24 protein-coding genes and 1 pseudogene are annotated in these 26,280 nt (G+C 29.8%); 5 read left to right on the plus strand and 20 right to left on the minus strand.

Translation table 11 applies throughout. The features are described 5' to 3' along the window. Positions 1-350: 350 nt before the first annotated feature. From J2Z43_RS03580 to J2Z43_RS03605, 6 genes are all read right to left on the minus strand, one after another. The gene (locus tag J2Z43_RS03580) at positions 351-1,766 is read right to left on the minus strand and encodes a tetratricopeptide repeat protein (RefSeq protein ID WP_327786916.1); all 1,416 of its coding nucleotides are present in this window, start codon (positions 1,764-1,766) and stop codon (positions 351-353) included. 82 nt (positions 1,767-1,848) lie between these two features. Beyond that, on the minus strand, positions 1,849-3,237 hold the full coding sequence (locus tag J2Z43_RS03585; protein WP_234925954.1) for an aldehyde dehydrogenase: 1,389 nt from the start codon (positions 3,235-3,237) through the stop codon (positions 1,849-1,851). A 169-nt stretch (positions 3,238-3,406) separates the two neighbouring features. After that, entirely contained in the window at positions 3,407-4,000 is a 594-nt protein-coding gene (locus J2Z43_RS03590; RefSeq protein WP_027701844.1) for a GAF domain-containing protein, read from the minus strand. A 32-nt stretch (positions 4,001-4,032) separates the two neighbouring features. Continuing rightward, complete coding sequence (locus J2Z43_RS03595; RefSeq protein WP_209455883.1) at positions 4,033-5,562, minus strand: VanW family protein; 1,530 nt, start codon at positions 5,560-5,562, stop codon at positions 4,033-4,035. Positions 5,563-5,643: 81 nt separating this feature from the next. Continuing rightward, positions 5,644-7,032 (minus strand): UbiD family decarboxylase, encoded by a 1,389-nt coding sequence (locus J2Z43_RS03600; protein ID WP_209455884.1) that lies wholly within the window; start codon positions 7,030-7,032, stop codon positions 5,644-5,646. 157 nt (positions 7,033-7,189) lie between these two features. Then, positions 7,190-7,465 (minus strand): hypothetical protein, encoded by a 276-nt coding sequence (locus J2Z43_RS03605; RefSeq protein ID WP_234925955.1) that lies wholly within the window; start codon positions 7,463-7,465, stop codon positions 7,190-7,192. 199 nt (positions 7,466-7,664) lie between these two features. Here J2Z43_RS03605 and J2Z43_RS03610 point away from each other — a divergent pair, with 199 nt between their 5' ends. Together J2Z43_RS03610 and J2Z43_RS03615 are read left to right on the plus strand one after the other, a co-directional pair. Next, positions 7,665-8,252 carry a peroxiredoxin gene (locus tag J2Z43_RS03610; protein WP_209455886.1) on the plus strand — a complete coding sequence of 196 codons (588 nt, stop codon included), beginning with the start codon at positions 7,665-7,667 and terminating at the stop codon, positions 8,250-8,252. Positions 8,253-8,411: 159 nt separating this feature from the next. Beyond that, entirely contained in the window at positions 8,412-8,756 is a 345-nt protein-coding gene (locus tag J2Z43_RS03615; protein WP_209455887.1) for a DUF1093 domain-containing protein, read from the plus strand. Between the two features lie 446 nt (positions 8,757-9,202). On the opposite strand, the gene J2Z43_RS03620 is transcribed toward J2Z43_RS03615, so the two are convergent. Beyond that, entirely contained in the window at positions 9,203-9,535 is a 333-nt protein-coding gene (locus tag J2Z43_RS03620) for a hypothetical protein (RefSeq protein ID WP_209455888.1), read from the minus strand. A 193-nt stretch (positions 9,536-9,728) separates the two neighbouring features. On the opposite strand from J2Z43_RS03620, the gene J2Z43_RS03625 reads away from it, so the two are divergent. Beyond that, positions 9,729-9,932 carry a helix-turn-helix transcriptional regulator gene (locus tag J2Z43_RS03625; protein ID WP_209455889.1) on the plus strand — a complete coding sequence of 68 codons (204 nt, stop codon included), beginning with the start codon at positions 9,729-9,731 and terminating at the stop codon, positions 9,930-9,932. A gap of 188 nt (positions 9,933-10,120) precedes the next feature. Here J2Z43_RS03625 and J2Z43_RS03630 read toward each other — a convergent pair. From J2Z43_RS03630 to J2Z43_RS15420, 5 genes and pseudogenes are all read right to left on the minus strand, one after another. After that, a pseudogene (locus tag J2Z43_RS03630) lies at positions 10,121-10,243 on the minus strand (helix-turn-helix domain-containing protein); the annotation flags it as partial. A 15-nt stretch (positions 10,244-10,258) separates the two neighbouring features. Then, positions 10,259-10,537, minus strand: a complete 279-nt coding sequence (locus J2Z43_RS03635) for a DUF2975 domain-containing protein (protein ID WP_209455891.1) — start codon at positions 10,535-10,537, stop codon at positions 10,259-10,261. A 174-nt stretch (positions 10,538-10,711) separates the two neighbouring features. After that, positions 10,712-11,047, minus strand: coding sequence for a hypothetical protein (locus tag J2Z43_RS03640; RefSeq protein WP_209455892.1), 336 nt, complete (start codon positions 11,045-11,047; stop codon positions 10,712-10,714). A gap of 207 nt (positions 11,048-11,254) precedes the next feature. Next, the gene (locus J2Z43_RS15415; RefSeq protein ID WP_408631520.1) at positions 11,255-11,434 is read right to left on the minus strand and encodes a phage holin family protein; all 180 of its coding nucleotides are present in this window, start codon (positions 11,432-11,434) and stop codon (positions 11,255-11,257) included. A gap of 473 nt (positions 11,435-11,907) precedes the next feature. Then, positions 11,908-12,156, minus strand: a complete 249-nt coding sequence (locus J2Z43_RS15420; protein ID WP_209456370.1) for a RusA family crossover junction endodeoxyribonuclease — start codon at positions 12,154-12,156, stop codon at positions 11,908-11,910. A 600-nt stretch (positions 12,157-12,756) separates the two neighbouring features. On the opposite strand from J2Z43_RS15420, the gene J2Z43_RS03655 reads away from it, so the two are divergent. Both J2Z43_RS03655 and J2Z43_RS03660 read left to right on the plus strand, forming a co-directional pair. Then, positions 12,757-14,274, plus strand: a complete 1,518-nt coding sequence (locus J2Z43_RS03655) for a recombinase family protein (protein WP_209455894.1) — start codon at positions 12,757-12,759, stop codon at positions 14,272-14,274. Positions 14,275-14,399: 125 nt separating this feature from the next. Further along, positions 14,400-15,083: a hypothetical protein gene (locus J2Z43_RS03660; RefSeq protein WP_209455895.1), complete on the plus strand. Its 684-nt coding sequence runs from the start codon at positions 14,400-14,402 to the stop codon at positions 15,081-15,083. Positions 15,084-15,199: 116 nt separating this feature from the next. Here J2Z43_RS03660 and J2Z43_RS03665 read toward each other — a convergent pair whose 3' ends face one another. The 8 genes from J2Z43_RS03665 to kamB form a co-directional block, all read right to left on the minus strand. Then, complete coding sequence (locus tag J2Z43_RS03665) at positions 15,200-16,696, minus strand: FAD-dependent oxidoreductase (RefSeq protein ID WP_327786917.1); 1,497 nt, start codon at positions 16,694-16,696, stop codon at positions 15,200-15,202. A gap of 372 nt (positions 16,697-17,068) precedes the next feature. Then, entirely contained in the window at positions 17,069-17,965 is an 897-nt protein-coding gene (locus tag J2Z43_RS03670; RefSeq protein ID WP_209455896.1) for an SDR family oxidoreductase, read from the minus strand. A 353-nt stretch (positions 17,966-18,318) separates the two neighbouring features. Next, entirely contained in the window at positions 18,319-19,383 is a 1,065-nt protein-coding gene (locus J2Z43_RS03675; protein ID WP_209455897.1) for a PQQ-dependent sugar dehydrogenase, read from the minus strand. Between the two features lie 349 nt (positions 19,384-19,732). Continuing rightward, positions 19,733-21,214: a Na+/H+ antiporter NhaC family protein gene (locus J2Z43_RS03680; RefSeq protein ID WP_209455898.1), complete on the minus strand. Its 1,482-nt coding sequence runs from the start codon at positions 21,212-21,214 to the stop codon at positions 19,733-19,735. 108 nt (positions 21,215-21,322) lie between these two features. After that, positions 21,323-22,117 carry a lysine 5,6-aminomutase subunit beta gene (gene kamE, locus J2Z43_RS03685; RefSeq protein WP_330617442.1) on the minus strand — a complete coding sequence of 265 codons (795 nt, stop codon included), beginning with the start codon at positions 22,115-22,117 and terminating at the stop codon, positions 21,323-21,325. Continuing rightward, the gene (gene kamD / locus J2Z43_RS03690; RefSeq protein WP_209455900.1) at positions 22,117-23,676 is read right to left on the minus strand and encodes a lysine 5,6-aminomutase subunit alpha; all 1,560 of its coding nucleotides are present in this window, start codon (positions 23,674-23,676) and stop codon (positions 22,117-22,119) included. The genes kamE and kamD overlap by 1 nt, the downstream gene beginning before the upstream one ends. Before the next feature lies 1 nt (position 23,677). Next, positions 23,678-25,123 carry a lysine 5,6-aminomutase reactivase ATPase KamC gene (gene kamC, locus J2Z43_RS03695; RefSeq protein ID WP_209455901.1) on the minus strand — a complete coding sequence of 482 codons (1,446 nt, stop codon included), beginning with the start codon at positions 25,121-25,123 and terminating at the stop codon, positions 23,678-23,680. A 49-nt stretch (positions 25,124-25,172) separates the two neighbouring features. Then, entirely contained in the window at positions 25,173-26,192 is a 1,020-nt protein-coding gene (gene kamB / locus J2Z43_RS03700) for a lysine 5,6-aminomutase reactivase subunit KamB (RefSeq protein ID WP_209455902.1), read from the minus strand. Positions 26,193-26,280: the final 88 nt, after the last annotated feature.

The following is a 26,280-nucleotide window of genomic DNA, read 5'->3' on the forward strand; positions in this document are numbered from 1 at the left end:
ATTTTATATGTCTAGACTCTATTTTTCGCTATTTGACAAATAACTTATACTATTGAACAGGAGATCTTACTTCTGCCAAAATCTGACCATTTTTTTATATAACTTGCAAAAGTAAACATTTATTTATATTTATAGGTTTTGCCTATAAACTTTTAATATACATGCAATTTAGATGCCAACTTATATATTTTTTTAGGTTTTTAATCCTTATAAATGCAATTTTTATTTTATTATTGTTCATAAAATGATTTCTACATATAGATGCTTTCATTTTACTTCTTAAATTTTTTTTAAATTTTTTATTATATTTTCCAAACTAACAGCTATTTTATCATTTTTACGGAGGAATTCTAATTTTCTTTAAGTATTTCTTTTATTTTTGAATTATTGTACATACTATCTGGTACTTCGCTTTTTAGACTGTAAAATGTCTTTTTAGCATTCTTTAAATCCCCATTTTTATAGTACATCATACCAAGTTCATAATATGAATCATCATAGTATGTATCATTCTTTGAATAAGTATTTATATATTTTTTGTAGTACTTTATAGCTTCATCATCGTTCTTTATCTTGGAATTAAGCACTGCAAGTTGGTACATAGACTCTGAGATATACTTTTTTCTATTTCCATTATCTACAATCTTCTGGAAGTAATTTATAGCTCCTTCGTAGTCTTCTACTTTTCTAAGCTTAAAAGCATTCTCAAATAAATCATCTTCATCCTTATTTGATAGCTTTTTACTTATCTCTTTATCTGCTTCTTTATCTGTAACCTTTTTAGCTTCTTTATCTCCGTTACCTTTATTTACTTTATCCTCTAGCATGCTTAGTTTAGCTTCTTTCTTTTCTAATTTATTGTTGAGATCATCTATTTTACTGTTATTGTTGTATACAAAAACTATTGCTAGCAAGGCTACAATTGAAATTCCGATAGCTAACTTCGGAGAGTTCCATGTTTTGTTATCACTCTTTTTATCACTTTTGTACTTCGACACTGCATTTATTTTTTGATCTTCTTCCCTTTCTATATCTAAACTTCTTTTTTGAACTACTTCATTATCTATATCTATAAATCTAAGTTTGTCCAACACTAAATTGCTTTTTTCATACTTATCTACCTTATTAAACATAAGCGAAAGCATTACATAAGGATTTAAAAACTCTGGTTCCTCCTCGATTAGGTTCTCTAGTATCTCTATAGCTTCATAGTTAAGCCCTTCATTTATAAATCTAGCCGCATGATTGTACCTCTCTAGAAACACCTCAAATTCATCTGATGTAAATATATCTATATATTTTTTAGAAATACTTACATCTTTATAGGCTGAACTTATGTAAAAACTATTAAATGACTGTGAAAAATCGCATTTTAATAATTTTATAATACCTCTTAAATTTAATATATCTACATCTCTGTTGTAAATTTTATACGCCTTGTCAATAAGTCTTTCTGCTCCAGTTATGTAATTTGCAGATGCCAGACTTAAAGCATTATTGTATAGTTCATATGATTTTAATATTTTTTCATCACTTATTTCTCTAATATCATCACTTGCTGTAAATTCTAAAGAATCTAAAGTTTCTTTTTTTATATTTTCTGTTATCAAACTTTCTAGTAAAATCCTAGAAAGTTTATCTTCCTCTTCATTTTTTACCTTAAAAAATGTTAGATCTTCATTCACTTCAATTAAACTTATATCTAATTCTTTGGGCTGCATTTTTTTTATATCTGCAATAATATCTATACCTAAAATTTCAATCACTTCCTTTCAAATTTTCAAAAATAAATCTTCGACTTTTAAACTAACAAACCTTTTGTTAAAATCCATATCTTATACCGACACTTTATAGGGTATTAAACACTTTTTTAATAAGCGAGTAAGCTTTTTCAGTGTAAGGTGGGTACTTGTACTTTATATCCATCTTTGAGTTTGATTTCATTATACTCTTCTTATGTGAAAATGAATCGAAGCTCTTTTTACCATGGTATGATCCTATACCACTTCTTCCGATTCCTCCAAACGGCAAATTGTAGTTAGTAATATGCATTATAGTGTCGTTTACACATCCACCCCCGAAAGAAATAGTTTCTATAACTTTATTTACAAACTCTTTATCTTTTGAAAACACATATAATGCCAAAGGGTTTTTATTTGCCGACACAATTTTTTCTATGTTATTAAAATTACCATATTCTATGATAGGTATCAATGGTCCAAATATTTCTTCTTGCATAATTTCATCATTTAATACTACATTTTCTAGAATTGTCGGTTCTATTTTAAGTGCATCTTTTTTGTAATTTCCACCATAAACAACCTTAGTTTTATCAATTAATCCTATTAGTCTACTGAAATGTTTTTCGTTGATGATACTTACGTAATCATCACAACTCAATGTATTTTTGGTATAGAACTTTTCTATATAAAAGATCATCTCTTCAATTAGTTTTTGCTTTATTTCGCTATTCACCAATATGTAGTCAGGAGCTATACAAGTTTGTCCCGCATTAATAAGCTTTCCCCAAACTATCTTCTTAGCACTTAATTTTATATCCGCAGATTTATCTACTATACATGGGCTCTTACCTCCAAGTTCTAATGTAAAAGGCGTTAGACTTTCGGATGCTTGCCTAGCTACTATCTTCCCTATACTAGGGCTTCCTGTAAAAAATATATAGTCGAATTTGCTGTTTAGTAGATACTCATTTACCTCAATTCCACCCTCAACTACATCAATATATCCTCTTTCAAATGATTTTTCTAGTATAGCTTTTAGAACTTTAGAAGTGTTTTGAGACATCTCTGAAGGCTTTACTACACTGCAATTTCCCGCAGCTATACTTCCAATGAGAGGCGATAATGTCAGTTGAAAAGGATAGTTCCATGGAGATATTATTAGACAATTTCCATAAGGTTGATTATAAATATAACCCCTTGATCCAAAATTAATTATAGGTGTTTTTACTTTTACGGGTCTTCTCCATCTTTTAACGTTTTTAATTGCATAATTTATTTCTGAAATAATAATTCCTATCTCAGTTTCATAAGCTTCAAAATTGCTCTTGTTTAGGTCTTTTTTAAGTGCTTCTAATATTATATCCTCATTCTCAATAATTGTCATTTTAAGTGCGTTTAATTGCGTTAAAACGAACTCTTCTTTTCTAGTTTTACCAGAACTATAGAACTTTCTTTGAATATCAAGTATATCATCTATGTAATCGATTCTCTCCATTTTACACCTCTTTATCTAAACTAAATTAACTAAATTATAAATTGCTTATACTAATAGTATAATCAACTTTGAATCTCTTTAAAGCATATTTCAATAAATTTTTATAATTTGCTCATAAAAAAAGAGATTATCCAAACTTAGATGGATAACCTCTTCAAAATAATAAATACTAATTATTCAAATTGTATTTTTTAACTTTTCTATAAAGCGTAGCGATACCAATATTTAAAACATCTGCTATCTGTTTCATTGCCTCAGTATTGCTTCCGTATTTCTTAATGGCTTTTTCTATAACTTCTTTTTCCACATCAGACATGGTTTTTATTTCTTGATCGTACATCTCATCTAATTTAAACGAAATCAGATCGGACATACTCATAATAAACTCTGTAAGATATTTGTCCTTTGATAGTATATTGTGCTTTTGCTCTTCGCTAAAAGCAGCAACGCCCAAAATTCCAAGTATTTGATCTTCTAGTTTAACAGGTGTACAGATATCTGCAAGCTCTTTGCAACTCTCTCTGTTTGAACAATTATTACATTTTTCATCCAGCTCTTTGACGATAACATATGACTCACCAGTCTGCAAAACCATAGAGTAGGCAGACTTTTCAGTGATAGTCTCACCTATCTTATCTTTGAATATTCCTGTTCCTGCTATTCTTGTTAAATCATTAGTAACCAGAGTTACATCTACGTCGAGTACATTAGAAATATTCTCACAAATACTCTGAATATAATTTGTTATGTTATTCAAATTCAAAGTAATCCCTCCTAATGTGTCAAAATTTATATCTATTGTCCTTCTGCTGGTGGCTCTGGTGTACCTCCGCCAGATCCTCCAGATTCAGAACCTGATCCATCTGATACACCTGATCCTGACCCAGATCCGGCTGAACTTCCACCTGATCCTGATCCACCTGAACTTGATCCTCCGCCAGATGGTGGATTTGGCGTATTAGATTCACCTTCATTTGTATTGTTGTCAGCATTTTCAGGAGCTTTCGCTGTCCCTACTAAGATAACTCCTTCTTTTTTAGGATAGTATGAAGATGCTACTTTTTCTTTCTTTATAACTTTTCCATCTTTATCCTTAAATATTCTATACGTAGAAACAGAGTAGGCATTTCTTCCATTTTTATCTATTTTCTCTTTACCAGCAGGCATGCTTGGATCGTTAACTCTCTTGTATCCAGTAGGTGAAACTCCATCTACACTCGTTGTTATTTCAACATCTTTCATATCTGCTTTATTTCCGTATATTTCAGTGTAAAGAGTATTCCCATCAACATGACTCTTTATAAAAACTGGATGATCAAAACTATTTTTGAATAGTAAATCTATTCCACTATCTGCAACGGTTGCATCTCTTCCCTTAATAACATAACTTGATGGAATAGTATGATTTTTTACATGTACTATATCAAGTCCTGATAAAAGCACCGAGTTATAAAGTGTCGAAGATACCTGACAAACTCCGCCGCCGTAATCGAGTTGCATTTCTCCGTTTTCTATAACAGGAGCACTTTTATATCCATTTGATTTAATTCTTTTTCCTGTCGTCTTATTGAACGAAAATTCTTCACCTGGCTTTAGCACTATATTATTTAAACTCTTAGATGCTATAGCTATATTGTAACTTCTATTTACTTGGCCAGTAGAAAAAGTCGTAGAGTAAGAAGATAAAGTTGTGTTAATGTCTTTTAAATCTTCTTTTTTAACCTTAGCCTGCTCTTCATTTACTGCTAACTTATCTTCGAACTTTCCTTTTCCTACTTGAGCTTTAAGAGTTTTTATACTCTTATCAATGTCTAGTTTTCTACCATTTTTTTCTGGAACTACTGTTACTTGTTCATTCACATTTATAGTTGCATTTTCTACTTCTCTATTTATATCTTTAGAAATAGCATTCATCTCGTTTTTAAGTTTAGTTTCATCATAACTTATTACTGCTAATACAGTATTCTTACTTCCAAAACAATATGATATAGTATTTTTTAAATTAGTGAAATAGCCGTCTTTTCTATTCGAATTAAAAGCATTTTCAACTGTTTTATTTAAATCGAAATCTATGTCTATTTGACTTGGTGCAATGTACCACTCTTTTCCATCGTATTCTAATTTAATATCTTGGAACTTATAGTTTTTTTGAATTTCTTGTTTAGCTTGTTCTTTAGTTAATCCACCTATCTCTACATTACCTATATAAGTGTTTTTAACAACCTTATCGTTACTTATATTTAGCGACATAATGACTAAAAATACAATTAATATAACCCCTATGACAGCTGTAGTTATAGCTGCTATTTTTTTCTTACCTTCCATTACATAATATCTCCTTACCCCAATTTATTTTCCAAATCTATATTTAAAGCACATATTATCTAACAATCCCAAATTGCTGCCTTAATACTTACTAAGCTTTCCATTAGTAACAGAGTATACCTGCTTTGTATAAATATTAATTGCATAAATCTCTTTCTTTTTAAAGAATCCCTGGTTAGCTACAGCAAGATAGTATATGTTTTCTTTATCTCCCAAAATACCTTCAATCTTTTTATCACTGTCAATATATCTATTAGCTTTATTTTGGTCTACAATTTCAACTTTTTTGTATTCATTTTTATTTTCATTTAAACTATTTTTTAACAGTATAATTGCATCGTCCTCTTTAATGCTGAACTTAAAGTTTCCATTCTCCTCAATCATAAAATATCCTTTTCCATAAGGAATATTGTAGTCCTTTTTACCGTATTTATATGAATAAAGATTTTTAGTTTGGGCGCTAATTAATGCTTCATTGATAAGTTCATCCCCCTCATATACTTCCACATAGTAATATTTATTATCGTTAATCATTTGAGGAAGAGAAGTTATAGATAACTTGTTCTTCTCAATTTTACTCTCTTTTGAAACGATATTTAAAATATCTTCATTAGTTAACGTATACAAGGATAAATTCTTTTGGTATTCTTTCTCTAAAGTTTGAACATCGGTATCATCTGGGTAATATGTTTTTAGATATTCAATATATTCAAGAGCCCCTTCATAGTCTCCAGAAATATTTGTTTCTTTTGATTTTTTAATGTAGTAATCGTACATCTCATCTATACATTCTTTCTTCGCTTTTTGAGCTAAGTCATAAGTTTTCTTATCTTCCTTTAAGACCTTCTCGTACTCTTCAATGGCTTCAACATAGTTGTATGTCTTTTGATTTTCTACTCCATTTTTGTACACTTCTCTAGACTCATGGAAAGTCTCTATATTTTTTTTGTATTTATCAATTTCTTTACCCACATTTTTTAAGATCGAAACAGAATTGATATACGATATCGCCATATCATAATCGATTTTTTCTTTTTCGTATACGTCGCTAACTCTGCTTGCCTGGTCTATTATATCATCCAGTTTTATTTCAACCTTATCTAATGAGTTTATTGTATTTACTAAGTTTATAAACTGTTCTTTGGATATCTGCCCCTGTATATATTTATCTCCGCTAGTTATAAGCAATTTGTTTATCTTCTTGGAAACAACCTTATTAAATCTATTCATCTTAGATTTAGAGAACTTTTTCTCTAAATTGTTATAATAATCTAGTGCAATCGAATACTGCCTATTTTCAATATTATTGACTAAAGTAGTCGCTTCATTTCTCACACCTGAATTATTATTAAGTAGTAACACGATGAGTAAAGCTATCAATCCCAATATAGATACTGAAATTCTTACTATCGATTTACTGTGGGTCTCAATAAAATCCATAGCTTTTTCAAATAACTCTTTCAAGTTCATTATTTAACCTCTCCGCTTACAAATATTTATTTTTAACTCAAATTCATCCCTATTTTTTATTATAGCATAATATTGGAAAAAAAAATAAAAACACATTTACTTTTGTGTTTTTACTTTATACTTATAATGTCACACCACACTAAAGTGTATACATAGATTATGATATTTTTCTTCTTGCCACTCCCGCTGTACTTCTTTGAGGTGACGCCACTGGTCTACTTCTTCTAACAACCTTCTTGTGTTTTGCAAATATTCTTCTAGAGTTACATAGCACTGTACCTATAGTTAAAAACATTGTAAATACGCAAGCAGCCATGAAATAGTAATCTAGGCCTACATGTACCCCCATTATTGAGTTAATTAATATAAGAGCGAAAGTCACGGAAAAACATATTAATGCTGACTTAACAAATATTTTTGATATTTTTTTCAACCTAATCCCCCCATGCTTTTCATAATTCTGACATTTATCGTTATACATAACTATACCAAAAATGTTGTAAAATAGCAATTCTTATTGCAAATTATCTAAAAAAAAGTCAATATTTTTTAATATATTAATTTTTAGCCGTAACATTAATAAAATTTCTTTAATAGTATAGGGTAGACGATATATATAAGGGGGGATTTACATGCCAAATCTGCCAAACCTAGGATCCAAAGCTCCTGACTTCACGGCTAATTCTACTAATGGTCCTATTAGGCTATCAGACTTTCAAGGAAAGTGGGTTGTACTATTTTCTCATCCAAGCGATTTTTCACCAGTTTGTACAACAGAATTTTTAGAATTTACAAAGTACCACAAGGAATTTGCAGATAGAAATACAGAACTTCTTGCTATTAATAATGACAGTAACAATTCTCATTTAGCGTGGATGTACAATATTTTTATGATTACTGGTGTAGAAATTCCTTTCTCTATTATAGAAGATAGAGATCTTAGAATATCTAGAACCTATGGAATGATTTCTAAACCTACAGAAACTTACTGCTTAAGATCTGTGTTTATAATCGACTGCAACCAAATTTTAAGAACAATTTTATACTACCCTGTTTCTACGGGAAGAAATATACCAGAAATACTTAGAATAGTAGATGCTCTTCAGACATCAGATGATAAAGACGTATTCACTCCAGCAAATTGGTTTCCAGGTACGACATGGGTACATCACTTCACATATCATCTAAACGCAGTTGGATATACACATGATTATCTTTAGGATTTATATGAGACAGCTCTTAGTAAACAAGACCTATTCCTCTCATCGTCAAGAAATATTACAAATTAAAAACTTACAATATTGTTAGTATTATGTTAGTTATATCGATAGATATATTATTAATCATAATTTATAATAATGTCGAGGTGGTGATAAATTATGAAACGTTTTTTAAGTATAATAGCTATAATAATTACAATTGTGATTTTTGGAGGTTGGTACGCGTTGTTTTCAAATAATGGGATTTATTCAACAATAGATTATTATGTAAAAATTGTATCTGAACCAAAATTTACTGAAGGTTACTACGAATATGAGGCTACAGTATATAACAAGGATGCTAAACCTAGAAAACTAATTCTCTCTACTAAAAGTAAATTAGAACAAAATCAGTATTATTTAATCCAATGGGAAGAGAAACGCCAAATTGTCTCTAGTAATAAAAAAATAGAAAAAAGTGAAATTGATAACTCAATTATAAAAAAATTAGATAATCAACAATGAACGTATTAAATATTCTGGTTTATTAATGTGAAAGTGTGCGGCTTACGCTACCCACTTTCACATTTTTCTATTTTATAACCACTAACTCTAACAACCCGCTTTTAGCATTGGTTTAATTCCTTTTTATCGAATATATCATATTATCTCCATCCTGTGATTAGTATAGACAAAGGTTGGTAATTATAAGCTTCATTTTTATTAAAGTATACATAACGTTAATTAGCCATATATTTATATAAAAATACTTAGGTGGTTTATTATGTATGAATACATTTAACCGAATCCTATTCCATAGCAGTATTCAATAAATATGATAGGCGTATTATTTTCAGTATAATATCTGATGAATTAAATAATGCAAACTTATATAATTATATACTTATAAAAATTTCAAATATAAAATAAATCACAAAAATAGGGTAGCTTAATTGCTACCCTATTAATAACTACCAGCAGTGACATCTGCAGTGGTCTCTATCGCAGCGATCTCTATCTCTATCGAAACAATCTCTGTCTCTATCTCTATCTCTATCTCTATCTCTACCACTACATTTAATACACCAATGCCAATTATTACATCTGTTTGAACAATGACATCTATTCCAACTATTCCAATTGTTATGACATCTTCTTCTGTCTCTATCTCTATCTCTATCGAAACAATCTCTGTCTCTGTCTCTATCTCTGTCTCTATCTCTATCGAAACAATCTCTGTCTCTGTCTCTGTCTCTGTCTCTATCTCTATCTCTATCGCAATGGTCTCTTCTATGACAGCCCATAATATATCTATCTCCTTTAAATTTGTTTGTGAGATATTTAAAGCTCCTCACAATATTATATTATGAATCTTATACCTAATTGTTACGAAATATGACATTTAACAATATAAAAACTTATTTATAGTATAGTACATTATATTAATATCTCTATAAGTTTGCTTAAAGTTATAATTTACAACTCAGCCACATGGAAATGACGAAGTTTATAAGTAATTTAAAAAAATATCGCCAACTTAAAAAATTAACTCAACAAGAATTAGCTGATAAAGTAAATGTTAGAAGAGAAACTGTCGCACGTTTAGAGAATGCTAAATATAATCCTTCACTTGAATTAGCCGTTAGAATATCAAAAGTTTTAGATACTCCGATTAAAGAATTATTTAACTTTGAATTTTAACGAGTTATTCAATTTATAATGTATCTTACTTACATAAAAAATAAGGGTAGCAATTAAGCTACCCTTATACATATTTATATTTATTTCTTATCTTTTAACCATTTTAAAACTAAATTATATGTTTCTTTAAGTCATTACCTACAAACTCAGTTACCTGATCTGGTCTGACTCTTTTTCTTTACTTATAGCTTTTCCTTACCTGTTTTTAATATTGATAAATTTGCATTTGTAAGTTCTATTTTATCTGCTTGATCTTTAAGAGAGATTTTTCTTTTTGCCATCATTACATCTAAATTAACTATAATCGGCATATTATCGATCCTATTCTATATAGTCAAGTCATTATCTTCTTTTATTTTTACTGCTTTTTCAAATACATCTGCTATTAAAAAGAATGTTATAGAAAAAATTGCCAATGTTACTAGCTCTATAGTTATATTAAGTCCAAGTATTTGAGCTAAACCTTCATTAGGAGTAAATATTGAACTATAAATTGCTTGAACTACTGCTTCAATGAAAAAAATAAGTCCCATACTATTAAACCTTTTTATATTAGCTCTAATAAAAGGACTACTTTCTTTAAGCTTTTTACTTATAAGTAACAAAGTAAATTTTTAATTCATTCCTATAAATGTTTTAGGAAAATAATAGTAAGGTAACATGCCCTCTTATTTACGTTTATTAATATGGTATGTTATTTTATTATGATCTATGGAGTTTTTTAGATTATTCTATTCACTTATTAAATATATACATTCCATTAATTATAAAATTAACAATTATAGCTCCACTTTTAAATGTTCTACATCATCTAATACAACTAATCCTTCAGACATTAACCAATTTTTCATAACGTCCATAACCACCTCTTTATTTACAAGAGATCCATTTAAACGAAAAGGATACTTAAATATAATATAACCATTCACATCTCTATGAAATATTTCTGAATCATTAATAGGATGATAAGGTTCAAAAGTTATGTATACTCTATTTTCTCCTCTTTTTATAGCTTTTATTGCACTTTCAATGAAAAATTCCTTCATCTTACTGTATCCCCATAAGTCGTATTTAATACTTTTAAATCTTTTACTTAAGTTCGCCAATTTTTTCATAACATTCCACCACCATTATTAGAATAATTTTTGATAATATTCTACATTAAAGATGAGATTCCTTTTTGTTAATGAAATTTAATGCAAAAAAGTGTCGATATCATATAGCTTACTTTCTTAAAAACCTATCTAAATAAATTGAACATATCTATAATATCTAATCCTCCATAACCATACAAGTTCTAAACACCCATGTGCCATTACCTATTAAGTGATTAAGCATACCACGCTACTATTAATACTATAAATATTGCACTCTCCTTCGCTAAACCAATAAACCCATTTTTTTAACCTCTTATGGACTTTACCTTTTATTAGCCCTAACGCATAATCTAGTACTATAAACATTAAAAGTACTGTTATAGCTATATCCCATGTGCCTAACATCCACGTTAGAGCTGTGCATATTAAAGTTACAATAGTGCTTACTTTCTCTGAATATATATTCAAATACCTCCGAACTTTATAATTTATATAAGGGAAGATTATCTACCCCATAATTTGCAATAAAAAAACACCACATAAAACGGTGCTTTTTCATGAATATATAATACATAATGCAAAATGTAAGGATAAATACGATGTGAATCAATAATCCTGTGTTACATATTATATACAATTATTAAATTTAATACTAAAAAACACCTCATATATTAAAGATGCTTTTTAGTGTTAACAGAATAATTTTTATAGTTTATATTTTTTAGATTTATCTAATGATGTTATTACAATATATTAAATCGAACTTGATATTATGCAATAAAAAAAGAATACTTAGTATAGTCCTCATTAGTTATTTCCTTATATTCTGTTTAAGGGAGGAAAAACTATTTCGCAAACTTCAGAAGTTGCACCTAGTACTAAAGTCTACATGCGAGGCAGTACACCTTAACCATATTGTCTATATCCTTTTTAGTTTGTCTTTCAGAGCTCGGTTTCTTAGGTATTTTTAAATAAATGACTATACTTACTTTAATTAATCCCTCGAAATAGTGTCTCTTTCCATATAAATACTTAATTGACTGTTCAAAATATCTCGTTTTATCTGTCGTTCGAGCATGTCCATTATGAAATCTTGGCCTATCTTGGCTGACACACTCCCCTGATATTGAAAATTAACTATCAATTATATCTACTTTATTATTTTAGATTAGAAGGTGCTTAGTGAAAGTAAAAGCACCTTCTATAAACTATTTAATTATTATATTTTTTTCATTCGTGATTATTTCATACGAATAACAACAAAAATTGCAGATATACAAATCATAGTATTTAATAATCTGCTCGTTTTTTCTATACGCTATCTGTATATTGCGAGTTCTTGTGAATTTGTGTTCGCAAGGAGTTTGTCTATGCATTTTACAATCCTTCCTAAGACAGATTGATTAAACTTATTCAATCTTATTTTTATTTTTGTTTGTAAAGCTATAAACTTTGAGTGAAAATTATTCAAAGTCAAAAGAAGCTTACAATATTTATTTTATTAATTTTCTACTAAATTGATCCAATATTTTATTCCTCCACCTTCTCATAACATTTTTCAAATAAATATTTGCACAATACAACAAGACTGTATCGTCTAAGTGCCATTTTTCATTATATAATTCTCGTACTTAAGTTCTCTAAGATGGATATCAATTAAGCATAAGTGATAACAAAATGTTCATATTAATATAATTACTATAGATAGGTTTTAAGGGGGAATACATATGAATGTAGCAATATACTTGCGTAAGTCTCGTGCAGACTTAGAAGCCGAAAAAAGCGGCGAATTCGAGACGTTGAATAGACATAAATCTACACTTTTAAAATTAGCTAGAGAAACCAATTTAAATGTAGTTGAAATAAAAGAAGAAATTGTATCGGGTGAATCTATTCTGCATAGACCAAAGATGCTTGATCTTTTAAAAGAAGTAGAAGCAAAAAAATATGATGCTGTTTTAGTTATGGATATAGATCGTCTTGGCCGTGGTGATATGAAAGATCAAGGAGTTATTCTAGAAACTTTTAAGGATAGCGGAACAAAAATTATAACTCCAAGAAAGACCTATGATTTAATGGATGAGTTTGACGAAGAATATTCTGAGTTTGAAGCTTTTATGGCACGTAAGGAGCTTAAACTTATAAATAGACGTATGCAGAGAGGTCGTATAAAAAGTATCGAGGAGGGAAACTACATTTATACCGATGCTCCATTCGGTTATAATATCGTAAATATAAGTAAAAAGGAAAGGACATTAGAACCTAATGAACAGGCTGAAACCGTAAAACTGATCTTCGATTTATATATTAACGGAGATATGGGGTACACAAAAATAGCTAGATATTTAAATAATAGACATTTACCTGCTTACAAAAGTGATAATTGGTCTGTTTCTTCGATACGAAATATAGTACAAAATAGAATTTATACAGGAGTTTTGGAATGGCAAAAAAATATAACTACAAAACAAATGAACGAGAATGGAAATTCTGTCCGAATTAAAAATGATGATAAAAATGTAATAGTTTCAAAAGGCAAACATCCTGCAATAATTACAGAAGAAATCTGGGAAAAAGCTAGAAAAATAAGGGAGTCGCATACTCATACAAATCACACTAATAAACTAAGTAATCCGCTTGCTGGAGTTCTGAAGTGTAAAATTTGTGGAAAAGTAATGTTTTCTCACCTCGGTCGAGGAATAAGACACATGACATGTAGAGGTAGATGTGGAAACAAAGGCGCTAGATTTGAATATGTTGAGAAAGCTCTCCTTGACTCACTTGTAGAATATTTAAATAACTATGAAATTAAAATAGCTAATTCCGATATCGCAAGTATAAAAACATATTCTGAGAAAGATATAAATGAAAAGGCACTTAATGAACTTAAAAAAGAACTTGAAGAACTAGGAAGGCAAAAAAATAAACTCTTCGACTTACTTGAAAGAGGCATTTATGGCGATGACACTTTTTTAGAAAGAACTCAAATTATACAGTCCAGAACTGAGACTCTAAATAAAAGCATTGATGAAATAAACGCTAGAATGAAAACAGTTATGAAAGATGATAAGCAGATTGTGGCCGGAATAAGAAAAGTTTTAGAATTATATCCTATTACTGATTCAGCTAAAGAAAAAAATAATTTATTAAAATCCGTTATCAAAGAAGCAATATATTATAAAAGACCTGATCAAAGAAACGATAATTTTGACCTATACGTTGAATTAAAAGTCATTGAAAATTAATACCTATTTGTACTCACGTCATACCTCGGAATTGGTTTCCAGGGCAGCCAGTTATTCTTCCCCATCCGAAAAAATATAAGGATTTAAAAAACAGTCTAAAAAATTGTAGCAAAAAATATTCATCTATGGATTGGTATTTATGCTTTGTTCCTCATGATAGCGCCAACGCTTCAGCATACAAAGAGAATTTCTTTGACAATAAAATTTCAAAAGATAAAGATGATAAGGTTAAAGATAATAAAGTTAAAGATAACAAAGATAATAAAGATCAAAAAAACAAAATACAAGATAATAAAGATATGGATTCATGCCATGATTTAGATAAGGATTTAAAAATAGAAGAGGATGTTTCAAATTTTTACGACGATAACTACAAAAACCATGACTACGATGAAAATAAAAATATAAAGAGCATAGCTAAAGAAACGCTAAGCAGTTACAGTAAGAAGAAAAATGTCAACAGACCTCAAATATCTGATTTGTACAATGTTATAAATGAAGAACTTGATTGTCCTGATTTAGACAGAATTGTAGCACAGTATGTATTTGGAAATCCTACAAATCTAGATGCACAGTTACTGGATGTGGCTATCTATGCTTTTGTTGAAATAAGACCTGATGGTACCCTTCTTGTACCTACACCAAACTTTTTAAGACAAATGATCAATTTAAAAGCCGAAAAACCTAGTTTAAAAATAATTGCAGCAATTGGCGGATGGGGTGTTGATGGCTTTAGAAAACCATCTACTAAGCACCCCAAACCTCAAAGCATTGCAAGTACTGCCTTTCAATTATTGTGTAATATTTAAAAAAGAATATGGTAAATTCTCTAATATTTTTCATTTAGAAGTCTAATATAACTGATATTTTAATATTTCACATATCTTACTTAAATTAAGATATATTAAGCAGCAAATATATTAAGCTAATTTTTCTCAATTATGCCATCAATACATACATCCTCCATAGCAGGATTATTTAATAGATTTCCCTTATAGTTAAATCTTGAACCATGACATGGACAATCCCAAGTTAATTCATTCGGGTTCCATTCTAATTGACATCCCAAATGTGTACATTTTGTAGATACTAAGTGAATCTTATCATTGTCATCTCGATATGCACCTATTTTTTTGCCATTGTACAGGATTCTTTTTGCTTGTCCTTTTTGTATATCCTCTACCTCTTTTAAAGGTATTGATAAACCTTCTTTAGAGATTCCTTTCACTGCTTCTATGGTATTTTTCATTAAATTGCTAGATACTGCAGACATATCAAATCTTTGTGGAGAAAAGGTATCTGAAAATTCATTTTCTCTACCAATTATTTTATCTTTTAATATATTTGCAGCGACCATAGAGGTCGACATACCCCATTTTTCGAATCCTGTAGCAACTAAAACATTTTCTAAAGAAGAAGAATAACAACCTATATATGGTATAGAATCGAGAGTCATACAATCTTGGGCTGACCAATGGTATTTTTCTAGACTTTTAGGATAAAACTCTTTAGCTGCTTTTCTTATTATTTGATAACTATTGCTTGATAAAGGATCACCCGCTCTATGATTTCCTCCAGCCATTATTAAATGTCCATTATAATTTCTAAAAGAATAATCACTTATACTATCGCCAATATACATACCACTTACATCCGGTGCTTTATCATATGCTACCACATATGAGCGCTCTTGATACATTCTTGTAAAGTAAAGTCCAGGGAATTTTATAAACGGAAAATGAGTTGCCACAACGCACCAATCAGAATAAATAGTCCCATCTTCTGTAAAAATCTTTAATTTATTATTATTATTATCGCCTATATTCTCTTCTACAGAAATAACTCTTGTATCCTCATATATTGTTAATGACTCACTTATAGAATTTAAAAACTTCAAAGGATGAAATTGAGCTTGATGACGAAATCTTATAGCACCTTTTATTGAAAATGGTAACTTCGTGTCCTTAACAAAATCAGCTGGAATCTTTAAAGCATCGATCGCATTTAGTTCATTCTCAATATTTTCTATATTATTTCTACTATATACATAACTATCTTTCTCCTCAAAATCACAAATTATATTATTTTCTTCAATTATAGATCTATACTGTTGAATTGCTTTTGAATTAGCCTGATAATATTTATTTGCATTTTCCTCTCCCATTTTATTTAGGAGTTTATTATATTTTAGACCATGTAATGCAGTTATCTTTGCAGTAGTATTTTCTGTTTGCCCTGAACCAACTTTATTTGCTTCAATTACGATAACGTTCACGCCACTCTGTTGAAGAAGATATGCAGTTAAAATCCCAGCCATACCGCCACCAATAACCACAACATCTGCTTTGGTATGATTTTTTATCTTCTTTTTTGTTATCACCAACTTATCCCTGGGAACTTCACTTCTCCATATAGAACTCACACATATCACCTCTCCTAGGATTATTCATAAAAATGTAAATCTCTTATTCTAAATAATTAAATTTGATTACTAACTGTATTACGAATGTAAAAACAATAAGATATCCATTTCTTCTCTATTCTTATTTTTAATATTGTCATTGATAATGTTTTTATACATTGATTTTAGAAATAGAAACTAAAATTTTTATATTTATTTAATTGTTGTTTATAAAAAATGTGTAATAATTGGAATAAGATTGATAATATTCTACAGAAAATGTATGGAATAACTCTATATTATAAGAATATAATATTTGAATAAATATAAAGAACTAAAAATAGGAGCAATTTAAATATACACTGCTCTATCTTTAGCTCTCTATTAATAATGTTACCCAGTTACTATTGTACCTCCATTAGGATGAAGTACTTGACCAGTCATATAGCTAGAATCATCAGATGCCAAAAATACATAACTAGTCGCAACCTCAAATGGCTGACCAGCTCTACCCATAGGAGAAGCTGATCCAAATATCACTATCTCATCTAGCGGTTGTGATGAGGGTTGAAGAGGAGTCCAAATAGGTCCAGGGGCAACTCCATTAACTCGTATACCTTTATCTACTAATGATAGAGCTAGAGATCTAGTAAATGATGTTCTAGCACCATTTGTAGCACTATAGTCAATCATGTTAGCATTTCCCTCATAACTAGTTATAGATGTTGTATTAACTATAGTAGCACCTTTTTTTAGATGAGGAAGAACTGCTTGAGTAAGATAGAAATATCCAAAAACATTTGTCTCAAAAGTTTTTGTTAATTGTTCTATACTTATATCTAGTATACTTTCCTGATATACTTGCATTCCTTGGTTATTTATTAGTATATCTATTTTACCAAAGGTGTTTAGTGTCTTCTCGACTACTTCTTTAGAGGTAGAAGGATATCTTAAATCACCGGGTATTAATATACATTTACCACCAGAGTTTTCTATAGCTGCCTTTGTTTCGTTAGCATCAATATGCTCATCTAAATACGATATGGCAACGTGTGCACCTTCTTTAACGAATGCATAAGCTACTGCTCTACCTATACCGCTATCACCACCAGTTATTATTGCTACCTTATCCTTGAGTTTGCCGCTTCCAATGTAGTCAGTATTATCGGATATAGGTCTAGGGCACATTTTATACTCAAATCCTGGTAACTCTTGTTGTTGAGGAGGGAAACCTATATTTACCTCTTTACATTCTTCTTTTGTACCAATTGGCTCATAAATTGGATACATAAAATCACCTCTTTAGATTATTTTAATTTTGGATGCTTATCTAAGTTACAGTAGCTACTAAATTTGGTTCTTTCCAAACAGCAAACTATTTACTGAACGCTCATTTGTTATATTGTGCAATAACTAATGCAGTCATACTTTTTTCTTTAAAATATAATCTTACTGAATTTAAAGAGACTCATCATTACCTTATTTATATTTCATAGAAATCTGAAAATCTATTATCAAGTACAATTAACAAGGGAGTAATAAAATGAATAAATGGCATGCTCTAGTTAGCGTATTAGAATCTTTGTACCTTTTATATCTTCATGAATGGGATTTACTCATACTATTTAGAAGAAGTCCTTAATTTATTTCGGAATTAGGCGTATAATTTTATCATCTTTTATATCAGGATTACCTCTTCCATCTCTATTACTTGTTGTTATATAAATTGATCCATCCTTACTCTGTATAACCTCACGTAAACGACCAAACTCATTCTTTAGCCAAAATTCTACATTCTTCACTGCTGTTCCTTTATCATTTAGCGAGATAACTAGTAGTTGCTGTCCTCTCAAATTAGCAACTAGTAATTTTCCCTGCCATGGTCCTTGATTTACGAAGGCAATTCCAGAAGGTGCCCATGTATCTTCTCCACTGTGTATCAAAGGCTTTTGAACCGTAACTTCCGTGGATTCTTCATCCCCTTGAACTAGAGGCCAACCATAATTAGCACCTGGATGTATTATGTTTATCTCATCATGTGCTGACTGGCCATGCTCTGATTCATATAATACATTTTTTGAATTCCATGCTAAGCCTTGGGGATTTCTATGACCTAAGCTATAAATAGGTGAATTAATAATCGGATTATCTTCAGGGATGCTTCCGTTTAATTGTATTCGTAGTATTTTTCCGGCTTTACTTGTGGGATCTTGTGCTAATGCAGAAATACCTGAATCTCCTGTTGTTATATATAAATTCTGATCGGGCCCTATCTTTATTCTTCCGCCATTATGAAATTGTCCTCCAGGGATTTTATCCAGAAGAACTCGGTCTATATATGCCATGTTTTCTTTTTCTACTAATCTGACAACTCTGTTAAAAATCTGATTGCCTTCTGCATATGAATGCATAACATATATATATTTATTTTGCGAAAAATTTGGGTCTAGAGCAATACCCATCAAACCTCCTTCACCTTGATTTACAAAGGGCGCACTAAGTGTTATGAGTGGTTGTGGATTAAGTTTACCATCTTTAATAACTCTAATTGTACCAGAACGCTCAGTAAAATATAGATTGCCTTCATCGCTTATATCTATAGCCCAGGGTACATATAAATTTTCAGCAATGACTTCGATTTTGAAAGGAAATTGACTCGATTTGTTTTCTGATATCTTGGTATAAATATCGTTAATAAATTTTTTCATAATATTATCCTCCAAATTTAAATAAACGCATACTTAAAAAGTGATACGTATAAAACTTATCACTTTTACTATATATAATTATTACTATTCATTTGAAAGGCTAATGGTACTAATTTTTTATAATTCTGTCATATTCCTCTCTGAACTAAATAATGTCCTAATCTATCTATATCTAACCATATCAATAAGTTTCATAATCTTCTCATTTCTTTAGTTTCAACTAATGAAAAATCTCCGAAATAATATATCTTTATATATACTAAATCGGAGATTCACAAAAATTAAGATTTATTCAATTAAGCCCTACTTTAGGATCTCACTTCAAATTGTTAATTATTTTTACATTGATCTACTTGTCTGATGCGTATTCTTCCACTTCTTTTTTCTTTAACTTTACATCTGGCTCTCTAGGTAAACCAAACTTAGGAATAAATCTATCTAATCCAGTTAATGTTAGTATAAGTATCGATCCTACTGTAACAAATGCCATTACATTGTATTGTATTATATCAAAAGGTTTAAATTGATAAAGCGGATATACTGCTGTAAGTATACCAATATAAAAACCTATATAAACATGCCATGGTATCAATTGAGAGCCAAATACCCCAAGAGAACTAGCAAATGTGGAATTTCTTAATCGTAATGTGTATATATCTTCCTTACTACCTTCTACATTTTTCTCAACTAATTCTTTAGTTATAGGTCCTACTGTGACAATTTGTGCCATTTCATCTGCAAGAGCTGCATTCCCTGCTAAACATAATAGACCATTCATAAACATTAATTGCCTAACATTTCTAACAATTTTTAATATTAAGATTGATAAAGGTTCAAAAGCTTTCATCTTAGACATTACTCCCCCGAATGCTCCAACCCACATCATCATGACTATAACCCAAGAACCTGCTCCCTCAAACCCTGTCATTATTAAAGCTAAAAAGCTATTTAATGATTCAACTGTCCCAGCAAAAATACCAAGTATATATGATGAAATTATACCCACAGATAGACATAATAACGTAGGTAATCCTTTAAACGCTACGATTAAAACAAGTACTAATGGTATCGCCATATAATATGGTACTCCAGTTTTTACTTGATTTAATAGATCTACCGCTGATGGCCTTTGTGCCTTTAAATCGACCATTACTTGTGTAGGAATCTTTTCTATCGCTAATGAAGCATCTGCAGCCTCTGTTGGTAATCCCATATGTATGCCTATTATATATATAAGAATTGCTGCAATTACTAGACATACTACAGACCAAGGTCCTTGTGACTTTACTCTATCTACTACTTCAACATTATGTATCCCAGAACTTACAACTGTTGTATCTGATATAAGACCTATATTATCGCCAAAACAAGCACCACCTGCTATTGATGCAGTTGTCAGTAATATATTGCCATCAACCATATGGTTTAACCATAAGAATATTGGTGCACATGCAGCAAAAGTTCCCCATGAAGTTCCAGTAGCTACAGAAAGTGTGCATGTAACTGCAAATGCAACAATTGCCACTGATCTACCTGTAACGCCTAAAGAAAGTGCAATGTTAACTATAGCCGCACCAACTCCAGTTGCCATGAATATCTCTGCCATAGCGTAAGCGAGCATCAATATAAAGAAAACTAAATTTAAATGTTTTACATTGTCAACTGCGCAATCAACTAATTCATCAAATTTCAATTTATCTGTTATTGTTGCTACAATAAACGCATATACCGTAGCAATTGGAGCTGCAATTAAACAATTCATACCTGAAATCATTAAACCTGCCAGTACAAATACTGGTGAAAACTTAAAAAATCCAATCAAAACTCTCATGGAATGAGGCCTCCTGATATAATATATTTTTATATACTCAATTTTACTAAGTTTAACTATTTTAGCTAGATGTTGCAGTATGATGATCTTTCAATTAGGCTATGAACTTTATTCTGTATATGCCAAATTTCTATTAACTAATTCAGTTACAAAGAAGCTTCCAACATCCTGTGCAAATTTACCTGCTCCGAACCCTGCATCATAACCTAGTTCTTTTGCAAGTTCATGACTTATTCTTGGGCCACCACAAAGAAGTATAACTTTATCACGCAAACCCTCGGCTTCTAGCAATTCTACTAGATTTGTTAGGTTTTCTATATGAATGTTTTTTTGAGTTACAGTTTGAGAAACTAACAACACGTCAGCTTCAAGTTCAACTGCTTTTTTTATAAATTCTTCGTTAGTAACTTGACTACCCAGGTTGTACGCTTCTATTCCTTCATATCTTTCTAAACCATAATTACCTGCATATCCTTTCATATTCATTATTGCATCTATTCCAACTGTATGCGCATCAGTTCCAGTACTTGCTCCTACTATCACTACATCCCTTTTTATATTTTCTTTTATGTAATTTTCTATTTCTTTCTTGTCCATAGTATCTTCTTGCGCTACTTCTACATGAATATCCTCGTAATTAACACCCTTTTCTAAGCTTCCATATACAACATAGAAAGTAAATTCCTTGTCAAGTGCTTTATGATGAGCTACATTTATATCACCTAGTCCCATATTCATAACAGTAAGTTTTGCAGCTTCTATACCTTTTTCATCGTCTTTTATTGGTAATGTAAAGCTAACTTGTACTTTAGCATCATTTAATGTATCACCATAAGGTTTAACATTTTTTAAATCAAGATTTTTGTCGTATTCCTTATTTTCCAAAGAATATGATCCACTCATTAGCATTTACCTCCTAACATTAAATCTATAAATGGGTTGAAGTATACACTATCTTTCATAACAACTCCATCAAGTCCTTTTCCACCATCTATCGGTCTTTTTATACCTGCAAACTTACCTTTTTCTATAGTTTTAAATAATCCATCTTTTTCTATTTCAGATATTAAATCATATGCATTATTCAAAACTTCATCAGCTCTGTTACACATTAATCCATCTTTTTTAAATTCTATTTCTTCTCCAATATCTTTCATAGTATTGAATATATATTGAGCGTTATCTATTGAAATTGCTCTATCTGATATAAATGGTGTATGTATAGCTTCTGTAAGCATCCCTAGTAAGTGTAGCTTTTGGTTTGTCATTATAGTTACCATATTAAATAAAGCATCTTGTACTTGACCTTTAAATATATCACCAGTCATAAACTTAGTAGGAGGCATATATTTTAGAGGTGCCTTAGGGAATATTTCTCTAGCCATCTGAGCCTGGGCTAATTCATATAAGAAACCATTTTCAACGTCTGGACTTATTTCAAAAGCATGTCCAAGCCCCATCTGTTCTTCTGGAAGTCCTGCAACAAGTGCGAATTGTTCATTTATAAATTGAGATACAAGAACGGTATGCGCTTCTTCTACTGCATCTGCTGTTGTTAAGTAGTTATCTTCACCTGTATTTATTATAACCCCTGCAAATCCATTTATTATTCTTGAAAAAAATTGGTCTATCATAGTTCTCTTCATGTTTATATCTCTAAATAATATTCCATATAAAGCGTCATTTAACATAACATCAAGTCTATTTTGTGCGCCAAGAGCTGCTATTTCTGGCATACATAAACCAGAACAGTAGTTACAAAGTCTAATATATCTTCCTAGCTCAACTCCAACTTCATCTAGTGCTTCTCTCATAAGTCTGAAATTTTCACCTGTTGCATAAGTCCCACCAAAACCTTCAGTGGTAGCACCATATGGTACAAAATCAAGTAAGCTTTGACCCGTTGTTCTTATAACAGCTATAATATCTGCACCTTGTTTAGCTGCCGCAACTGCTTGTGTTATATCTTCATATATGTTTCCAGTTGCAACTATTAAATATAGATACGGGCCTTTCTTATCACCAAATTCATTTAAATATTCTTCTCTTTTATTTCTGTTAACTTTTATTTGTTCTACACTTTTTTTAGCTATATCATTTATCTTAAGCTTAACATCAAAAACATCATGTTCTTTAATGTTGCATAAATCTAAATCTCCATTTAATACCTTCTCTGCTATTTCTTGTGGAGTAAGACCTGTGTTTATCATTGCATTACCTATGTAATAGGCAACACCCATTCCTAAAGATCCATCATTTGAGTTTTTAATGCTATCAACTACAATATTTGGTAGAGGCACTCCAAATTCATCTACACCATCTACACCAAGTAATCTTAGTATTGTTCTTTCAACTGATACTGTGGTGTTTTTATTTATAAACTCTTGTGTATCTAATACTATATTGCGTGCTGATTTACGAACTTTTTCTACTATTTTGTAATCTAAATTTAGTTTACTCATATTAATCCTCCTCAAGCTTTATTATCCAGTTTGCAGCTATTTCTATAATCTCATTATCTAGTCCTAATAACTTACATACATTTAAAGCATCCTTTGGAACTTTAGTTTCTTTACTAACTTTTTCTAGTCTATAATCCATATATTCTTGAAGTAATTTTATTCCATTTGAGTTCTCATTTAGACCCATCCCAACCTTCAAATCTATTTGACGTTTTAGTCCATTAAAGTCTACATTCTTAAGACCTATCACTTGATAATACGTAGCATCATCTATATTTATATCATCTAAATGTGTAGATATTAAACTGATAGAATTATAATTTTTAAAATATTCACATATGGCTTTTAAAAGCATTCTTCCTTCTACTGGGTTTGTACCCCTGGCGAACTCATCTAGAGCTACAAATCCGTCTCTTACCTTCATAAGTTTTATTATTTCTTTTAATTTTATAATTTCAGCTCCAAATGTGCTTAGTCCTTTATTTATATCTTGCATGTCATCACTTATTAAATATATAAAGTCTAATACACATAAATTAGCCTCCTCAGCAAATACATAAAAACCACATTGGAATAAATATAGATTAAGGGCTATTGTTTTCATACTTACACTCTTACCGCCCATATTAGCACCACTTATTATAGTAATTTTATTATCTATATCTATACTAATTGGAATGTATTCTTTATTCTGCGAATTTAAAATTTCTTTAAGATTTGGATCTACAAGATTTTCAAAGCAAATCCTATTTTCATTATTTATAGTAGGCTTTACTGCATTGTACTTAATTGCTAAGTTTGCCTTGGCAATAAGCAAATCCAATTTACCTATAGATTTCATATTTTCATCAATATTATTTATATAGTTAAATAGTTTTTCACTTAAATATTTTCTAATTTTTAATTCTTCTTTTTCTTCATTTAAAACAATATTTAATCTTTCTTTTTTAAATGTTTCTATTCTATCTGGATTTGTTTCAATAAAAATCTTTTTTTCTATATTTAGCTTATTTTTCCTAATGGAAGATAATTTTTTACTATAGGAATTATATATTTGGAATGTGGCTAAATTAAGTTCGTCTGGATCTAATAACTTAACAACTTCTTCTAGATCTTTAAAATTTATATAATCTATAGTTATGTTTAATTTTTGGTAGTTACTAATTATCTCGTTAGTATTTATAGCAAAATTTTTTATTTCAAATAATTCTAGTTCATCTAATACACTATTATTTTTTAATCTCTCTATAGTATTTTTTATATTTTTAGTTTTACAAAATGCATACTCTATATCGTTATAAACAGCTTTATTTTCATTTAATCCATTAATTATTTTTTCTATATAATTAAGCTCCTTTGTAAGCTTCTTACTATTTTCTTTTTTATATATTTTTATATTAGCTTTTTCTTTCCCACCATATGGTGTTATCGTATTTACTTCATTCATTATAAATGATTTGATATATAATCACCTTCTTGCTTATAAAAACTTATTTTTATATATTAGCAACATTAAACACTTTTATGTCTGTTTTGTTCTGTATACTCTCTGTAAAATACTTATTATCAAAGCTATACCCTTCTATTGATGTTGGATTTATACTTAATCCTATTAAATTTATCTTGTTTATTACTTTTATATCCCCTTTAAGCTTTATAAACTTATCAAATATTTCTTTATCTAAGAATATCTTTGTGCTATCACTAACCAATATAGTAATATTTTTATATTCATTGCCACTTTTTATAAAGTTGTTTATAAATTCATTGCTTACTATACCATTTACAACTACATATTTAGTATTTTTGTCTACTCTCTTTATAATTTCTTTTGAAGAATTTAAAGTAGTCTTTATATCTATAAATTTAAATGAATAGTCTTTATCTACTAAACTTACCTTATATGTTTTTAAATTTTCATAGATTTTATAAAATCTTTCGTCATTAATTTTAGCGAGATTTAAAATATTAGCTTCGTATACTATTTTTTCAACTGCTTTATTTATGTCTTTATCAATTACAGCTCCACTACAAAATATTGTAGAATCTGTAATAGATGGCGAACCTAATGTTTTTCTTGATAAAGCTCCATCAACCATACTCAGGTCTGCTCCATAATATTTTAACCTTTCACATATGTACTTTATTTGAGTATTTATAGATGGTCCTGCAAGCTCAACATATCCATCACTTAAAGACCTAAATATAACTATATTTCCCATGGGTGTCGTTATGCCTGTTAACTCTAAAATCTCTTTAGTTATATCACTGCTTAAAGCTAAGTTTGTAGCTGTAGCTATTATAGTTTCTTTGTTTACATATATACTAGGCTTTTGAGTTTTAGTAACAACATCTAAACTTTCTCCATCTACACCTATCGATGTAAGTCCTAACACTATATTTTTATTTAAGCATTCTTTTAAAATATAGTTTAAAGTAGTAGTTTTGCCCACATTTTTGTAGTTACCTATAATAGATAGACTATTATATCTTAGTATTTCATCTAATATGTTCATAATCATATCCTTAAAACTAAAATTGATTTTTATAATCGGCGTACATTTATTGTTCAAAGATATTATAAACTCATGCGAGTTTATAATA

This window comes from Metaclostridioides mangenotii, assembly GCF_017873185.1.
GTDB classification, from domain to species: domain Bacteria; phylum Bacillota; class Clostridia; order Peptostreptococcales; family Peptostreptococcaceae; genus Metaclostridioides; species Metaclostridioides mangenotii.

Excerpts from the sequence above, each read along its gene's own strand:
- J2Z43_RS03585 (WP_234925954.1), bottom strand. The coding sequence starts at position 3,237 with ATGGAGAGAATCGATTACATAGATGATATACTTGATATTCAAAGAAAG.
- J2Z43_RS03655 (WP_209455894.1), top strand. The coding sequence starts at position 12,757 with ATGAATGTAGCAATATACTTGCGTAAGTCTCGTGCAGACTTAGAAGCC.
- J2Z43_RS03595 (WP_209455883.1), bottom strand. The coding sequence starts at position 5,562 with ATGGAAGGTAAGAAAAAAATAGCAGCTATAACTACAGCTGTCATAGGG.
- J2Z43_RS03625 (WP_209455889.1), top strand. The coding sequence starts at position 9,729 with ATGACGAAGTTTATAAGTAATTTAAAAAAATATCGCCAACTTAAAAAA.
- kamC (WP_209455901.1), bottom strand. The coding sequence starts at position 25,123 with ATGAATGAAGTAAATACGATAACACCATATGGTGGGAAAGAAAAAGCT.
- J2Z43_RS03680 (WP_209455898.1), bottom strand. The coding sequence starts at position 21,214 with ATGAGAGTTTTGATTGGATTTTTTAAGTTTTCACCAGTATTTGTACTG.
- J2Z43_RS15415 (WP_408631520.1), bottom strand. The coding sequence starts at position 11,434 with ATGTTAGGCACATGGGATATAGCTATAACAGTACTTTTAATGTTTATA.
- J2Z43_RS03675 (WP_209455897.1), bottom strand. The coding sequence starts at position 19,383 with ATGAAAAAATTTATTAACGATATTTATACCAAGATATCAGAAAACAAA.
- J2Z43_RS03615 (WP_209455887.1), top strand. The coding sequence starts at position 8,412 with ATGAAACGTTTTTTAAGTATAATAGCTATAATAATTACAATTGTGATT.
- J2Z43_RS03600 (WP_209455884.1), bottom strand. The coding sequence starts at position 7,032 with ATGAACTTGAAAGAGTTATTTGAAAAAGCTATGGATTTTATTGAGACC.
- kamB (WP_209455902.1), bottom strand. The coding sequence starts at position 26,192 with ATGAACATATTAGATGAAATACTAAGATATAATAGTCTATCTATTATA.
- J2Z43_RS03640 (WP_209455892.1), bottom strand. The coding sequence starts at position 11,047 with ATGAAAAAATTGGCGAACTTAAGTAAAAGATTTAAAAGTATTAAATAC.
- J2Z43_RS03670 (WP_209455896.1), bottom strand. The coding sequence starts at position 17,965 with ATGTATCCAATTTATGAGCCAATTGGTACAAAAGAAGAATGTAAAGAG.
- J2Z43_RS03660 (WP_209455895.1), top strand. The coding sequence starts at position 14,400 with ATGGATTGGTATTTATGCTTTGTTCCTCATGATAGCGCCAACGCTTCA.
- kamD (WP_209455900.1), bottom strand. The coding sequence starts at position 23,676 with ATGAGTAAACTAAATTTAGATTACAAAATAGTAGAAAAAGTTCGTAAA.
- kamE (WP_330617442.1), bottom strand. The coding sequence starts at position 22,117 with ATGAGTGGATCATATTCTTTGGAAAATAAGGAATACGACAAAAATCTT.
- J2Z43_RS03620 (WP_209455888.1), bottom strand. The coding sequence starts at position 9,535 with ATGGGCTGTCATAGAAGAGACCATTGCGATAGAGATAGAGATAGAGAC.
- J2Z43_RS03610 (WP_209455886.1), top strand. The coding sequence starts at position 7,665 with ATGCCAAATCTGCCAAACCTAGGATCCAAAGCTCCTGACTTCACGGCT.